13 protein-coding genes are annotated in these 14455 nt (G+C 70.6%); 8 read left to right on the top strand and 5 right to left on the bottom strand.

Features of this window, described 5'->3' with window-relative positions:
• The first annotated feature begins 141 nt into the window (after positions 1-141).
• Both ACIGO6_RS32160 and ACIGO6_RS32155 read left to right on the top strand, forming a co-directional pair.
• Positions 142-1599: a DUF2637 domain-containing protein gene (locus ACIGO6_RS32160; RefSeq protein WP_399882478.1), complete on the top strand. Its 1458-nt coding sequence runs from the start codon at positions 142-144 to the stop codon at positions 1597-1599.
• Positions 1600-1714: 115 nt separating this feature from the next.
• Positions 1715-3004, top strand: coding sequence for a hypothetical protein (locus ACIGO6_RS32155; RefSeq protein ID WP_399882476.1), 1290 nt, complete (start codon positions 1715-1717; stop codon positions 3002-3004).
• Positions 3005-3025: 21 nt separating this feature from the next.
• Here ACIGO6_RS32155 and ACIGO6_RS32150 read toward each other — a convergent pair whose 3' ends face one another.
• Together ACIGO6_RS32150 and ACIGO6_RS32145 are read right to left on the bottom strand one after the other, a co-directional pair.
• Entirely contained in the window at positions 3026-4045 is a 1020-nt protein-coding gene (locus ACIGO6_RS32150) for a DNA polymerase thumb domain-containing protein (RefSeq protein ID WP_399882474.1), read from the bottom strand.
• A complete protein-coding gene (locus ACIGO6_RS32145) occupies positions 4042-7491 on the bottom strand; it encodes a DNA polymerase III subunit alpha (protein WP_399882472.1) in 3450 nt (1149 codons plus the stop codon). The genes ACIGO6_RS32150 and ACIGO6_RS32145 overlap by 4 nt, the downstream gene beginning before the upstream one ends.
• Before the next feature lie 344 nt (positions 7492-7835).
• Between ACIGO6_RS32145 and ACIGO6_RS32140 the strand changes: the two genes are divergently transcribed.
• The 6 genes from ACIGO6_RS32140 to ACIGO6_RS32115 all read left to right on the top strand — a co-directional run bounded on the left by ACIGO6_RS32140 (position 7836) and on the right by ACIGO6_RS32115 (position 12177).
• The gene (locus ACIGO6_RS32140; RefSeq protein WP_399882569.1) at positions 7836-8777 is read left to right on the top strand and encodes an ATP-dependent DNA ligase; all 942 of its coding nucleotides are present in this window, start codon (positions 7836-7838) and stop codon (positions 8775-8777) included.
• A gap of 143 nt (positions 8778-8920) precedes the next feature.
• Positions 8921-9403: a hypothetical protein gene (locus tag ACIGO6_RS32135; protein WP_399882470.1), complete on the top strand. Its 483-nt coding sequence runs from the start codon at positions 8921-8923 to the stop codon at positions 9401-9403.
• Positions 9404-9577: 174 nt separating this feature from the next.
• Positions 9578-10297, top strand: coding sequence for an A24 family peptidase (locus ACIGO6_RS32130; RefSeq protein WP_266552293.1), 720 nt, complete (start codon positions 9578-9580; stop codon positions 10295-10297).
• A 284-nt stretch (positions 10298-10581) separates the two neighbouring features.
• Positions 10582-10941: an SH3 domain-containing protein gene (locus ACIGO6_RS32125; protein WP_266552290.1), complete on the top strand. Its 360-nt coding sequence runs from the start codon at positions 10582-10584 to the stop codon at positions 10939-10941.
• Positions 10942-11089: 148 nt separating this feature from the next.
• Complete coding sequence (locus ACIGO6_RS32120; protein WP_399882467.1) at positions 11090-11263, top strand: hypothetical protein; 174 nt, start codon at positions 11090-11092, stop codon at positions 11261-11263.
• A 182-nt stretch (positions 11264-11445) separates the two neighbouring features.
• A complete protein-coding gene (locus ACIGO6_RS32115; protein WP_266552287.1) occupies positions 11446-12177 on the top strand; it encodes a GNAT family N-acetyltransferase in 732 nt (243 codons plus the stop codon).
• On the opposite strand, the gene ACIGO6_RS32110 is transcribed toward ACIGO6_RS32115, so the two are convergent.
• From ACIGO6_RS32110 to ACIGO6_RS32100, 3 genes are read right to left on the bottom strand one after another with little or no spacing between them, the layout of a single operon-like run.
• Positions 12145-12705 (bottom strand): NUDIX hydrolase, encoded by a 561-nt coding sequence (locus tag ACIGO6_RS32110; RefSeq protein ID WP_266552284.1) that lies wholly within the window; start codon positions 12703-12705, stop codon positions 12145-12147. The genes ACIGO6_RS32115 and ACIGO6_RS32110 overlap by 33 nt on opposite strands.
• A complete protein-coding gene (locus tag ACIGO6_RS32105; RefSeq protein WP_399882464.1) occupies positions 12702-13931 on the bottom strand; it encodes a hypothetical protein in 1230 nt (409 codons plus the stop codon). Before ACIGO6_RS32105 ends, ACIGO6_RS32110 begins: the two co-directional genes overlap by 4 nt.
• A gap of 20 nt (positions 13932-13951) precedes the next feature.
• On the bottom strand, positions 13952-14437 hold the full coding sequence (locus ACIGO6_RS32100) for a PPC domain-containing DNA-binding protein (protein ID WP_266552278.1): 486 nt from the start codon (positions 14435-14437) through the stop codon (positions 13952-13954).
• Positions 14438-14455 lie beyond the last annotated feature (18 nt).

Genomic DNA, 14455 nt, shown 5'->3' with positions numbered 1-14455 from the left:
CACCTGTAGAGAGCGAGGGGCCTCTTCGGCCGACCATCCGACGAAGGAGACCGCGCACATGAGCCGCCGTCGGCAGCACGCCGCCGTCCCGCCCGCCGGGCCCGCCATCCCCGCGGCACGCTCCAGGGAAGGGGGCCGCCGATGACCACCTTCCAGTTGGCGCTGTCCGCGGGTCTTGCCGTGGCCGGGATCGGGACCGCGACAACCGTCGCCCTGCTGCTGGGCAGCCGCCGAAGGGCCGCGGAACAGCACGCCACCACCGAGGAGCGCGCCGCGCTCGCCCTCCAGCGCCGCAACGCCTGGCAGCGTCGCCTCGCCGTGATCGCGCTCGGTATCGGCTGTCTGATGATGTTCGTGCTCGCCGGTATCGCTGCCTGGCTCTCCTTCGGGGCGCAGCGCGAGTACGCCCACGCGCACAACGGCGGCGACTGGGACGCGGCGACCGGCTTCGCGCTGCTCCTGGACGCCGGCGCCCTCAGCCTCTCCCTCATCCGCTTCTTCGAGGCCCTGACGCTGCGGTCCTCAGCGATCACGCGGATCCTTCTGCTCGCGTTCGTGTCGGCCTCGGCGGCGATGAACCTGCTCCACGCCCCCGGGGCGGGAGCCGGCAGTGCGTTCCTCGCGGTGGTCCCGCCGCTGGTGTACGCGATCCTGCTCGAGATGCTGCTGTACAAGATCGAGCAGGTCATCATGGGCCGGCAGAAGCGCCGCAAGGCCGACAGCGAGCGGGCCTACAGCCTGCTGCTGTGGCTGCCCTGGCCGATCGGCGCGCCGGTCAAGATGTGGAAGGCGTGGCGGACCGAACTCCTGGCGACCGTCGACAACGTCCGCGTGATCGGCTCCCAGCGCCCCCGACCGGTCGCCGCCGCGGCCGAGATGACCGTGGAGCGCGCCGAATCGGCCGCCATCGTGGACACCGCCGCGGTCGGCGCGGTGCCGGTCAACGCGCTGGCCAGCGCCCCGAAGACCGCCGTCGGGAAGGCCGAAGAGGCTCCGGTGGCCGCAGTGGCCCCACCCGCTGCCTCGGCGTCCGCGGCGGCCATCACGCCGCAGGAAGAGGAGGCGGCCACGCAGGAGGCCCCGGTGCCGGCCGTGGCGGTCGAGCCGCGCCCTGCGGCCGTTCCCGAACCGGAAGCAGAGCAGGACCCCGAACCTGAGGAAGAACCTGCCGCGCCCACCGCGACGGCCTCGCCCGCTGGTCAGTCCGACGAGGAGCCTGTGCCGGGCGGCGGCGCCCCCGGTGACGAGGATGCAGAAGAGGAGGAGCCCGAGGGCGAGGAGCCCGACCCCGAGCACGACACTCCGCCGCACGACGAGGAAGACGAAGAAACTCGGGAGCGGCTGAGCATCGACATCGACCTTTCAGTGCTGCCGAAGAACCTCACGCAGCGGCAGCGGGCCGAGCGGATCTACGTCGCCCACCAAGCCGCCGGCGTGGCCCTGTCGCAGGCCGACCTGGGCAAGTGGGCCGGGTACAAGAACCCGAACTCCGGCGGCAACGAGTACCGCCGGCTGGAGAAGGAGCACGGTCCCATCGTCGTCCGCGAGGGTGCCACCCACGTCGACCTGAACTGGTCCCACCAGCCGGTAGCGGCCTGACCGCCCGCTCCCCCAACTCCCCGGCCTGCAAGGCCCGGCCGGGGAGAATGCCGTGTGCGACCGTGCGGGTAGCCTCAGGGGCGACACCACACCGGGTACGGAAGGGGGGCGGCCGGTGAGCAGCCGCTGGCGCCGGGCGATCGCCGAGCTGAGCGCCCAGGGCGACGCGGCCCGGGCCGCCGCCCAGCGCGTGCAGGACGTTCCCAGCGGGCAGCGCACGACCGCCGCCGCGATCTCCTACGTTGCCGAGACCGACTATCTGCGCTGCGCGAGCACGCTGCTGCGCGAGCACCTCGCCGACCGGCGTCCGCCCCGGCGGCTGCCGGTCGCCCGCGTCTGGCCGTGCCTGCGTGATGTGTGGAAGGACCAGGTGTTGGACCGGCGCGGCGGGGTGTGGCGGGCCGTCCCCCGGAACGCCGCCCTCGCACAGATGCGCAGCGCCCCGTCCGACCCTCTCCTGGCCGCCGTGATCGACCAGGCGGAGGCACTGCAGGCCAGCCTCCGCGGCGAGCGGCAGGTGAACCGGCTGTACGAGTCGTACATCCCTGACCGGACGGGCAGGCCGGACGCGAGTCTGCTCGTCGGTGGGCGGACGGCGCCCACACTGCCCGGGTTTCCCGACCCGGGGCATCCCCTCAACCGTGCCTTTCCCCGCGGCGGGGCCACGGGTACGCGGATCCAGCCCGGCCGGGAGGCCGAGTTCAACCAGCTGAGCGGCGACCGGTCAGCCGTGCACGCCAGGGCCCTCGCCTTCGGTGACGCGGTTCTCGCTCTCCTCGTCGAGCACCGCGCGGACGGCGTAGCGCCGGAGTCGGGACGACTGCGCGGTGCCGGCCGCTGGGTGGGACGCGAGCAGCAGCTGGTGCCGGACCGGGCGAAGTGGCCGGCCAAGCTCAACGGCTACCAGGGCGCGACACTGGCCGGTTTCGGCTGGCTGGTGCTCGCGTGCACCGGACTCCCGCTCACCTTCGGGCAGCGCGCCGACCTGCTGTCCCACTACACGCTGCTGTTCCTGGCGGCCGGCCTCATCGCCTGCACCGGGACGGCCCTGATCTACCGGCACGGACCGAAGCTGATCACCCCGCCCGGTCCCCGGGCCGCGGTTCCCGGGATCGTCGCGGCGGTGATCGCCTTCACGGTGTGGCAGGGCCAAGGTCCCGTCGCCGATTACTACTTCGCCGGCCCGTACGACCGCTACGACCGGCAGTACGCGAACGGATGCCTCGCCGTCAGCCCCTACCGGCACGATGCCGTCCAGGCCATGGTCGACGACGGCGTGCTGACCGTCACGCCGGTGACCGGCGGGACGACGCTGCGCCTGGGGCCGGCCGAGGACGGCAGCACGCACCCGCTGCGCCCGCTCGACCGAGCGACCCGGGCGGTGCTCGACGAGTACGGGTGCTGACCCTGCCCGTGGGATCCGGGATCAGGACGTGGTGAGCCTCTTGAAGGCGGAGGCGGCGCCGGCGGCGCCGGGACCGTAGCGGGCGCGTGCCCGGTCGAGGGCGGCTTCCAGCCGGTGGAGCTTTTCGTCGCGGTCGTCGAGGGTGAGCTGGTGGGTGGAGTGGGCGGCCGGGAGGAGCCGTTCGGCTCGCAGGGAGATCCCTCGGACGCGGGCACGCTGGAGACCGAGATCGGCCACGAGCTGGCGGGCGGTTCCTGCCAGGGCGGGGGTATGCGCGGTGGCCTCGGCGAGCGTGCGCGTACGCACGGTGTGGGTGTGGTCGGCGTACGCCACGGTGAGCGTGAGGGCCTGTGCGATCTCGGAGGCCTTGCGTAGGCGCTCGCCGAGGTCCTCGGCCAGGGCCAGGGCGGTGCGCTGGTGCTGGTCGGTGTCGAGTTCGTCCAGGTCGAAGCGGTGGCTCGCGCTCAGGGAGCGGGGAGCGGCGGCGGGGACGACGGGGCGTTCGTCGATGCCGCGGGCGAAGTCCTGGATCTGGCGGGCGGCGGATCCGAGGATCCGTTGCAGGGTTGCGGGTGTGGTGTCGGCGACGTCTCCGGCAGTGGTGATGCCGTAGCGGGCGAGCGTCCTGGCCGTCTTGGGCCCAACTCCAGGAAGCGCGGGGGCCGGCTGGGGGCGGAGGAACGCGGCGATCTCGTAGGGTGTGTCGCCGACGATGGTTGCGGCGCCGGGCGGGGTGAGGGCAGCGGCCATAGAAGCGATCGACCGCGTGGGACCCGCCCCTGCCGAGCTCTGCACGCCGTGGAGTGCGAGAAGGCGCAGGCGGATCACCGCGACCAGGCCTTCGACGTCGCGGTCCCAGAATCGCAAGGATCCGGTGACGTCCATGTAGGCGGACCAGTCGGCGGGCAGAGGTTCGATGGTCGGGCTGATGCCGCCCAGCACGTCCAACAGCTGTGAGAACAGCTCTTCGCTGCGCTGCTGCACATGGAAGTAGATCCGGACGATGGCGCGGGGGCGGTAAACCGGCGGTGTGCTGCTCAACCTGCGCTCCCTTGGCTGCGGTGGCCCAGGCGGGTGAGGTCGGCGGAACGGGTGCCGGCGGGCTGGAGGTCCGCGTAGGGGTGGAGCCGCGCGCCAGCTGTTCCGTCGGGGATCGTGCGTGCTGGTGTCGGCTGGGCGGGTGTGGGTGCGGGGGGCTGGCCGAGGATGTCGAGGACGGCCTGGGGCCCGTGGGTGGCGCGGGTGGTGGCGAGGGAGTCGAGGTCCCAGGCCATCTCGCCGACCACGGTGCGGCGTGGACCGCGGGCTTCGACGCTGCCGCGGACGAGGAGCAGTCCGTTGTGGAAGATGGTGTGGGCGCACTGCTCGTGGGAGTCCTCGAAGAAGGCGAGATCGACCAGGCCGGAGCCGTCTTCGAGGGTGACGAAGATGATCCTTTTCCCGGACGCGATGGGTGGGGTCTGGGTGGAGGCCCGTACGCCGGCGACGAGGACTTTCTGTCCCGGGTGCATGGCTTTGAGATGGGCGGCGTCGGTGGCGCCGATCTCGTGCAGGAGGCGGTGGTGGTCCTCCATGAGGTGGCGTGAGACGTCGATCTTGAGTACGCCGAGCTCGGCCTCCAGTTTCTCGCGGGCGGTCATCTCTCTCAGCCCGGCCGGGCCGGCGGTCACCAGGGTGGTGTCAAGCGGGAGTTGGCCGGTGCCGGGGCGGGTGCGGGTCTGGCGGTGCAGCTCGGTCGCCTGCAGCAGCAGGTCCCGCCGTGACGCCTCTCCCTTGAACTGGTCGAGTGCGCCGATCCTGATCAGGCGTTCGGCGGTCGGCAGCTTCGGCCGGGCGCGGGCCCAGAAGTCCTGGAGCGAGGTGTAGGGCTGTGCGGCGGCGATCCTGACGACCTCGTCTTCGCTGATGCCGTGTACCGAGGACAGGGAGATCCGCACGCCCCAGCTGTCCGGCGTCTCCTCGACCGTGTACGCGGGCTTGGAGTGGTTGATGTCGACGGGGAGGACGGGGACGTTGTGGCGGCGGGCGTCGGCGACGATGACGCGCAGCGGCCACATGCCGGGGTCGTGCTCCAGCAAGCCGGCGTAGAGGGCGGCGGGGTGGTGGGCTTTGAGCCACGCGGACTGTAGGGCGGGGACGGCAAACGCGACGGCGTGGGCGCGGCAGAATCCGTATGCTCCGAACGACGAGACGATCTCCCAGACTTCGTCGAGAACGCTGTGCGTGTAGCCGCGTGCGCCGGCGAGTTTCCGGAACCACGACTCGATCTTCGGCAGGCGCTCTTCGTCGCCGAGGGCGCGGCGGGCGACTTCGGCGAGGGCTCTGTCGCAGCCGGTCATGACGGCGAAGATGTCGATGATCTGTTCATGCCAGATCGTCACTCCGTAGGTATCGGCGAGGACCGGTTCGAGGTCGGGGTGGGGGTAGGTGGGTTCGGCGCCGTGGCGGGCGGCGATGTAGAGGGCGGGCATGCCGCCGGCGACCGGGCCCGGACGGAAGAGGGAGATGTCGGCGATGACGTCCTGGGGGCCGCGGGGCTGCAGGCGGCCGACCAGGTCCTGCTGGCCGGGCGACTCGAGCTGGAACATGCCGACGGTGTCGCTGGCTTGGATGAGGGCGAAGGCGAACCGGTCGTCGAGGGGGACGTGGTCGGGGTTGTCGAGGTCGATCTGCCGGCCGGTCGTGCGGCGGATCTCCTTCACCGCGTGGGCCATCGCGGACTGCATCCGCACGCCCAGGACGTCGAGCTTGAGCATGCCGAGGTCCTCGACGTCTTCCTTGTCGGCCTGGACCATCGGGTACTCGCCACCGGGCGTGGGCTGCACGGGCAGGCGGTTCAGCAGTGTGGAGTTGGAGAGGATGACGCCGCAGGGGTGCATGGCGATCCCACGCGGCAGCTTGTCCAGGCCCTCGGCGAGCTCCCACAGCGGGCCGAAGTTCTCGGCTTCTGTTGCCAGGCCGCGCAGTTCCGGGAGTTCTGCGAGTGCTCCACGGATGTCGGCGGCGCGGATGTGGGGGAAGGACTTCGCGATCCGGTCGACGGTGGCCGGCGGCAGGCCGAGTGCGAGGCCCGTATCGCGCAAGGCGTGGCGGGCGCGGTAGGTCTCGGGCATGCCGGTGACTGCGACGCGTTCTGTGCCGAAGCGGGCGATGATCCGGTCGTAGACCTCCAGTCGGCGCGCGGATTCGACGTCGATGTCGATGTCCGGGAGCGAGGCTCGCCGCTCACTCAGGAAACGCTCAAAAAGGAGAGAATGTGACAAGGGGTTTGCGGTCGCCACAAAGAGCGAGTGGTTGACCATCGAGCCGGCACCGGAGCCGCGCGCGGCGACCCGGATGCCCATCGCGCGGACGTCGGCGACGACTTGGGCGACGGCGAGGAAGTAGGCCTCGTAGCCGAGCCGTCCGATGATGCCGAGCTCGTAGTGCAGCTGGTCCATTGCGCGCCGGTCGAGGTCGAGGCCGCGAGCGACCATTCCGGCCTCGCATCGCTGCCGCAGCAGTCGCATCGCGCCGCCCGGCACCGGCTCCGCACCCACCACTTCGGGCTCGGGAAAGTGCGGGGTGCCCAGCCCGAGGTCCCGTACGGGGTCGAGGGTGCAGGAGTCGGCGACGGTGAGCGTGTCGGCGATGAGGCACTCCGCCCTCCGGCCGTCGGCACCGGCGGCCGTCGCGACCCGCTGTGCGATCGCCGTCATGTCGCCGGCGGGCTTGAGCCAGCGCTCGCCGCAGTCCAGCCGTCGCCGGTCCACCGGGCGTAGCAGCCGCGCGGCGTCCAGCACGTCCGCGATCCGGTGCTGCCCCGGGTCGGCGTAGCGGACGGCGTTGGTCAGGACGGCCGGGATGGCGAGGCGGTCGGCAAGCATGAGGGTGTGCGCGGCAAGGCGTACGGAGCCGGGCCCTGTCCCGGACAGACCCCAGCACACGACCTCCAGCCGCAGACCTTCGCCCGCGGCCTGCCGCCACGGCTCCAGGAGCTGTTCGGCGATGTCCGCGCGCCCTGACGAGAGGGCGCGCAGCGGTTCGGAGGCAGGGCCGAGCATCACCACCAGGCCGCTGCCCGCGTACTGGCGCAGCTGATCCCACGACGACGCCGGCGGAGCACCGGCGGCGAACGCGGCAGCGTGAGTGGCGGACACCAGCCGGCACAGCCGTGCCCACCCGTCCGGACCCTGGGCCAGGAAGGTCGCCCGGAACGGTGCTTCGGCCACGTGTGCACCACCCCGCACCGGAGTGCGGCGGCGGGCGGCCGGAGCGGCGGGAGTGCAGGCGGCGACTCCGAGGTCCACACCGAGCAGCGGGCGGATCCCCTCAGCCGCAGCGGCCTTCGCGAAACGGACGGTCCCGGTGACCATGTCCCGGTCGGTCAGCGCCAGCGTCCCGATGCCGCGCTCGGCGGCCCGGGCGGCGAGATCGCTTGGATGTGAGGCGCCGTAGCGGGCTGAAAACCCGCTCGCCACGTGCAGATGAGGAAACCCTCCACGCATGCCACCCTCCGCCTCATATACCCCCAAACAGGCATGAATCGACTCCCTTCACTTCGACTCTATCGAACATAGATTCGAACATGCGAGTTTCGGACGCCGAAGACAAGCCATCCGGCTGCTGCGACGGTGGTCCGGCTCGGGTGAAAGGCGGTGCTCAGGCGGTTGGCAGTGCGCCCGCGGACGGACGCGCGGGCCCGCGGCGATGCGCTCCCCGCCCTCGCTCGCCATCCGCGCTGGGGCCCGCCGAGGACCCCGGCGGTGTCGGGGGCGGGACTGTACGCGGGCGAGCGGAGGGCGAAGAGCGTAGGACTGGACGGGTGCACCTTTCACCGCCGGTCGAGCCGATGCTGGCGCGCTCTGTGACAACTCTGCCGCCACCCGGGGCCAGGCACCTGCTCTTCGAGCAGAAGGTCGACGGGTTCCGAGTCCTTGTGTTCACCGGTCCCGAGCCGTACCTCCAGTCGAGGCGAGGCGCCGACCTCGGCCCTGCCTTTCCGGAGATCGCCCGTGCCGCGGCCGCGCTCGCTGTCGAGGCAGTCGTCGACGCCGAGCTGGTGGTCTGGCACGCCGGCAGGCTGGACTTCACGGCCCTTCAGCAGCGGGCCCGGCTTCGCGGGCCCAGGGCAGAGCGCGCCGCCCGTGAGCAGCCCGCCCACCTGATCACCTTTGATCTGCTCGAGGTCTCCGGCACCGTCCTCATGGACCAGCCCCTGCATGAGCGCAGGAGCGCACTCGAGAGCCTCTTCGCATCTCTGGAGCTCGCAGCGCCCTGGGCGCTGTGCCCGCAGACCGCCGACGCCGCAACAGCCCGCACATGGCTGGATGCGGCCTGGGGAGCGGCGGGCGTCGAAGGCCTCATGATCAAGGATTCCGGCTCTCGGTACAGGTCCGGGGAGCGCGGGTGGTTGAAGCTGAGGACGCGCATGACGGCGGAAGGGATCATCGGTGCGGTCACCGGCACCGCGCAGGCCCCCCGCGGACTCCTGCTCGGCCGGCTCGACGCGACCGGCCGTCTCCGGCTGGTCGCCCGCTCCACGCCGCTGTCTCGCACGGCGGCGCTCGAGCTGGGTGCGGTACTGCGCCCGGCGGGAGCCGAGCACCCCTGGTGGGGCCGGGAGTTCTCGGCGGGCTGGGGAACGCAGGAGCTGCTGGTCTTCCAGCCCGTGGTGCCCGAGCACGTTGCCGAAGTCGACGCCGATACAGCGCTTGACCTGGGCCGACACCGCCACCCGGTGCGTTACCTAAGGCTGCGGGACGACATGGCTCCCGGCGACATTCGGGAGTGACCGCCGCTCGCCGGACCGCTCTCGTGCGGCACCGTCGGGGGAGTGAGAGCCGGGTCACAGCCGTAGTGCCCAATGGTGGACTACAGCGCGCCTCTCACCTGGTCATGATCAGAACTCCACTCGCGACCAGGAGGAGTTCCGCTGTGCCGGTCCTGCGCCAGATCACCACATGCACCGCGCCGTCGACCGTCGTCGTCGAGAGCCGCAGCCGGGAACGGGACCGGCCGGTGGACTACCGGCTCGAGGTCTGCCACCGCCATCGGTGGTTGGCGGGCAACTGGACCGGGCGCCGCGGGGCCGACGGCGCGGGAGGCCGGTGTGGCACCGTCACGGACTACCGGCCCTTCGCCGCGATCGTGCAGTCCCATGCCGACCTGTGGCTCCGGGCGTTAACCACGAACGGTCCCGAGGACCACGACGGCGACCTCGCGGCCGCGCTCCGCGCGGGATTCGAGTGGCTGACCACCTACCGGGAGCCGACCGGCGTGGCGATGGCACTGGAGCACGCGGCCCGGGTGGCCGAGGCGACCGCGGCCGGAACCCTTGAGCCGGCAGAGGGCCAGGTGCAGGTCCTGGCCGCGCTCAGCCTGGCGGAAACGCTCGACGCCGGCTCACGGGGAGCCTGAGGCGACGCCGTGCGACCGCATGTGCCATCAGTTCCCGCCAGGGCCCCGGGCGCGGTGCTCATGGCGGCAGGGGATTCGGGGAGGCGGGCCAGTGGGAGTCGTCGTGGCGGGCCGTAGGGTCGAATCCGACCGGCCCGGCACGGGGAGGCCGGGCTGTGCACGTAGGAGTCTCGTTTGTCTGCCCTCAGCGTTGCCCTGACCGCCGCCATCGGAGCCCTGGCCGGTGCTGCGGCCCGCCCGGTGGTCTTCGCCCGTTCGGTCCCGGCGCCCGCCTCCGCGCGCAGTGACTGCCCGCACTGCGGCCGCGGCGTTCTCGAACGCCCGCTGCCGGTGCTGCCCGTCTCCGGGCGCTGCCCGGCGTGCGCACAGGCGATCGGGCCGCGCGCCTTCACGCCGGAGGTAGCAGCCGCCGCGGTGTTCGCCGTGATCGCGGCGGGCGGGGCGAGCGGCTGGGTCGCCGCCGCCCAGTACTGGGTCGCCGCGTGCGGTGTCGCACTCGCCCTGATCGACGTCGCCGTGCAACGGCTCCCCGATGTGCTCACCCTTCCCGCCTTGTGCGGGACGTTCCTCCTGCTCACCGCGGCCCAACTGGCGGGCGAGCCCGGGAGTCTGGGCCGCGCGGCCGCCGCTGCTGCCGTGCTCACCGCCGTCTTCCTCCTCATCGCGTTCACCGGTGCCATGGGGCTCGGCGACGTCAAGCTCGCACCGGCCCTTGGGGCGCTCCTGGGCTGGAGTAGCTGGACAGCCCTGTTCTGGGGAGCAGCCGCAGGCTTCGTCGTCGGCGCGGTCCTGGAGGTGGCGCGGATGGCAGTCGGCCGTGCCCGCCGCACACACGTCTCTTTCGGCCCCTACATGGTCATCGGAGCCCTCGCCGTTTCGATCACCGCGGCCTGACCGCTGGCCGCACATTCCCGGTAATACCACTTCCTGTATTTCCTCTTCCTGCATACCGAATTCCGGAACGGCGTATACCTGACCCCGGCGTTCCGGAAGGCGGGTTCACGGAATAAACCGAGCCTGGTCAACTCCCCTGCCCAGAAAGAAGATCGAGTCCGGAGCGAAGACGAACCCGTCGCGTTCCTGATCTTCTTCGCCCGTCTTCACCGCCCATCAGCACCGCGGTGACGAAATCAGACGGGCGAGGGAATTCCGGCCGACGACACCAGGAAGAGCCGCACATGCACACCCTCACCCGCCGCGTCGCGACCGTGGCAACCACCGGCGCGCTGCTCCTCGGCGGAGCCGTCGCCACCGCCTCCACCGCCAGCGCCGCGACCGTTGGCAGCGGAGCCTGCACCCACCAGATCAAGCTCAACACCGACGTGTACACGACGGTGAAGTTCCGCACCGGCCCGGGCACCGGCTACGCCGCCACCGGTCAGCTCTCCAAGGGCACCGACGTGTACTGGCAGTGCAACAAGGGCGACAACGGCAAGCCCGGCGCCTGGGGCTACGTCACCGTGAAGTCCGGTGCCCACAAGGGCAAGAAGGGCTGGGTCGCCGCCCAGTACATCAACGTGCCCATGCAGCTGGACTGACCTCCACCCCCGGCCGGCAGAGACGACCTGACCCGAACTCTCCCGGCCCCCTCTCACGCCTGAGCCGTCACCTCGTACAGGCTCAGGACGACGCGACGGCGGCCCGGCCCCGTGCGCCGCCGCCCGGGATCGCCCCCGGACGGGTACCTTGAACCTCACTTCCTCGTCACCCGGCGCACCGGCCTCTCGCCTGGAGCAAGCCCTGGCCAACGCTCGCGGACAAGGCCGGGCCGACCCCGGCCCCGCCGGCGCCCTCCAGGCCGCCCTCCTCGCCCAGCGCCTCACCGACGGGCTTCTGCGCTCACGGCCCGCCGCAGCCTGACATCCGCAGACTGACGGAAGGCGGGGTCTCAGGGCATCCCGCCGCCTATCGGCACGCCTCACACACGATCCGGACCCAGCACAGAGAAGGTTGCGCCTACCAGGCAGTAGACGTCTAAGGTGCGGACCGGAACACCAGACTGCCGACCGCTCACGGACGGGAGCACACAGGGAGCGGACCGCATGCTCGCGATGCGACCAGCCACGCCGGACGACCAACCCGGCCTCGCCGCGATGATCCAGGCCCGCTCCGACTGGATGAAGGCCAACCAGCTTCCGAGCTGGCGCAACTGGGGAAAGCACGTCCAAGAGCTGGCCCGCAACTGCACACGCCACCCAATCGAGATGTGGGTTCTCACCGAACACGGCGACCGGGTCCTGGGCTGCACCACGATCCTCCGGACATCCGCGCCCTGGACCTGGACCGCGACTGAAGCCGCCGACACCGCCTACTACCTCAACGGCACCGTCACCGACCCCGCCGAACGCCACCGCAAGCTCGGCACACTCATCGCCGACTGGGCCGTCGACCGCGCTGCGCGCGAGGGCGTCAGCTGCGTACGTCGCGACTGCAGCTCCCCCGCTCTCGCGGAGTACTACCAGCAGCAGAAATTCCAGCTCATCCGAAAGGTGTCGACCCCCGGAGGGCACACTTCGTACGCCTTAGAACGCAAAGCAGAAGAAATTCCCGAGCTCGCCATCTGGCTCGTCCCCGGCATTACACCTCCGGGAATCCCTGGAAGGTGGAGGGCGCCTCTTGCCGGGAGCGCGAGATCGAATTTGGCGGGAGCAATGGGACACCTCTCACGATCGTTCCGTGGAGCGGCCGAAGCATCCCTTTCGATTTCCGCGGCATCCCAGGAACTCCTCTGTTCATCCGGCTCAAGTGCGTTGCCAACCAGTCGGCGTCTCTGAGGAGTTCCATGCGGGGACGCCGTCTCGGAGGTACCGGGGGATTCCGTCACCGAGGGCAATGAGTGCTTGGGTCGCGCGTGCGCGTTGCCGTTTGGGGAGGAGGCGGAGCGCTTCCTCGGGCGCGAAAAACCGGAAGCCATTGAGCTCGTCGTCCTTGATAGACAGCTTCTCGACTCGGTCATTCGGTAGGACACCGCCGTCGAAGACGAAAGCGAGGAGGTCATCCCACGGGCCGTGAGGACCCACCCAGTCCACGCAGAGCAGGCCGCGCATCTGGACGCAGTCGGCTCCGAGCCCGAGTTCCTCGCGGAGCTCCCTCGCGACAGTGTCGAGAGGTTCCTCGTTGGCCTCAGCCATGCCGCCAGGCAGATCCCACCCTTCCTTGTAGGCCGGGTCGACCAGGAGCACGTGTCCTTGGTCGTTTCGGATCAGGGCGTCCGCGACCACGCGTTTCCGGGCCTGCTTGGCGTTGCCCTCAGCGAGGTACACATCACGACCGGGATCTCCCGGTTGAGGTGCGTTGCTCACACCTGGGACCCTTCCGTGACGGTGAGGCTGGCCAGCAGCAATCTACGGTGCCGGGCCACGACGGTCATATGGTCAAGGACTTCTTTGACCTGTCTGGAGCTGGCGTATGGCTCGAGTGCGGTCCGAAGATCCGCAAGGTCCCGGCTGATGCGGATGGACCCCAGCGACTGGCAGGTTTCCAGTAGGTCGTGGGTGACGGCACAGGCCGCGTCCACCTGGTCTTGCGCGATCAGTGACTGGGCGAGCGTGATCTGCCCGAGGCTACGGCTACGGGCCCGGCTCGCGTCGCGGAGCTTGAGGGCGCGGTTCGCCTCGTCGGTGGCCGCCGGAAGGATTCGTAGGTCGAGCAGGATGGATGCGGCTTCGCTCGCGAGTGCCGCGGCGTCGAAGGGGGCCACCCAGTCCGGCACGAGCGCCGTGTCGGCAGCGGCTAGTTCCTCGCGTGCCGATTCCAAGCACTGCTGTGCCTGCTTGGCGTAGCCGCCGCGCGCGAGCGCCCGGGCCTTCATGGCGTGGAGTCGGGCTGCCAGAACCGGCACATGCTCGGCGGCGCGGAGCCGGTCCAGCCCACTGCGTGCAAGTTCGACCGCTTGGTCGGCGTGGCCTCCTTGGAGGGCCAGGTGGCTCATGCCGGCTTCCACATTGGCGGCGACAGACGGGTCGCCGGCTGCTTGGCCGAAACGCAGAGCACTGAGGAAGTGTCCCTGGGCAACGGTGTCGCGCCCCGAGTCGTGTGCCATCCAGCCGGCCATCTCCGTCAGCACTGCCGCGTCGCGGAACGCCTCTGCGCCTTGGACTGCGCCGAGACCGATGAGGCTGGTGGTGACTTCGGTGCGGAGGTAGAGCAGAAGCGAGTTGTAGACGTGGCCGCCGCCGAGTTGGCGGTCGGCGAGTCGGAAGGACGCCATCGCGTCGAGGTGAGGCGACAGCGCCTTTTCCTGCTCCTCGCGTGGTGGAGCGGGGCGCGGCGGGCCGAACAGGACCTCTGCGGGTTCCCCCAGGAGGTGCTCCAGGACTCTGCAGGTGTCGGCCCGCGGAGTGCCCTGGATGTCTCCGTCCATCCAGCGGTCCCAGGCGCTCCGCGAGACCATCGCCGTCGCGAGACGAGCGTTCTCGTCCAGTTGGGCCACTTCATGGGCGGCGCGCACAAAGTGGGAGCAGAACGACTCGAAGAGATGCAGGCGTCGTTGGTGAACCACCTGGCGAAATCGAGTGGCTCGGCGCATGGCTGTCGCCGCCGTCGCCGCTAGTTGTGAGAGCCGAAGCCGAGGATGGGTACTTCCCCACCGAACAGGTGTGGGTCCCGGCTTCGGGTCAGTGCCGGCCCATCCGCGGCTCCGATCACTTCCACCACGGGGATCTCGCAGATGAACTGGACGGTGGCACCGAGAAGGTGGGAGACGCGCCCGTCGGCGGAGGCGTCCTTGATGCCTGCTGCGACATGGATGTGTGGCGCCAGCTGGCCCTCTTCGGCGTCCCAGGCGAGCGTGCCACCACCGAGAGCCTCCAGATGTTCTACCTCGACCTCTTCCCACAGAGGAGCGTCCGGGTTCTCGAGGGGCTTGCAGTCCCCGACGAGTCGCGCAGTGCGGAAGCCCCCGACGAAGGAGGGGATGTAGCCAGACCGAATGTCGTGCTTGGCGCACGCTTCGGCCAGGCCGGAGTAGAAGTCCTCTCCGTGCTCAAGAACAACCATGATCTGGCGGCGGACGGTGAGCTCAGTGGAGCGCATGACGGAATCTCCGAGGGT

This window comes from Streptomyces sp. NPDC053750 (assembly GCF_044544295.1).
Classification (GTDB): Bacteria; Actinomycetota; Actinomycetes; order Streptomycetales; family Streptomycetaceae; genus Streptomyces.
Note: the sequence above shows the minus strand (reverse complement) of the source record. Positions and strands in the feature narration are given on the sequence as shown.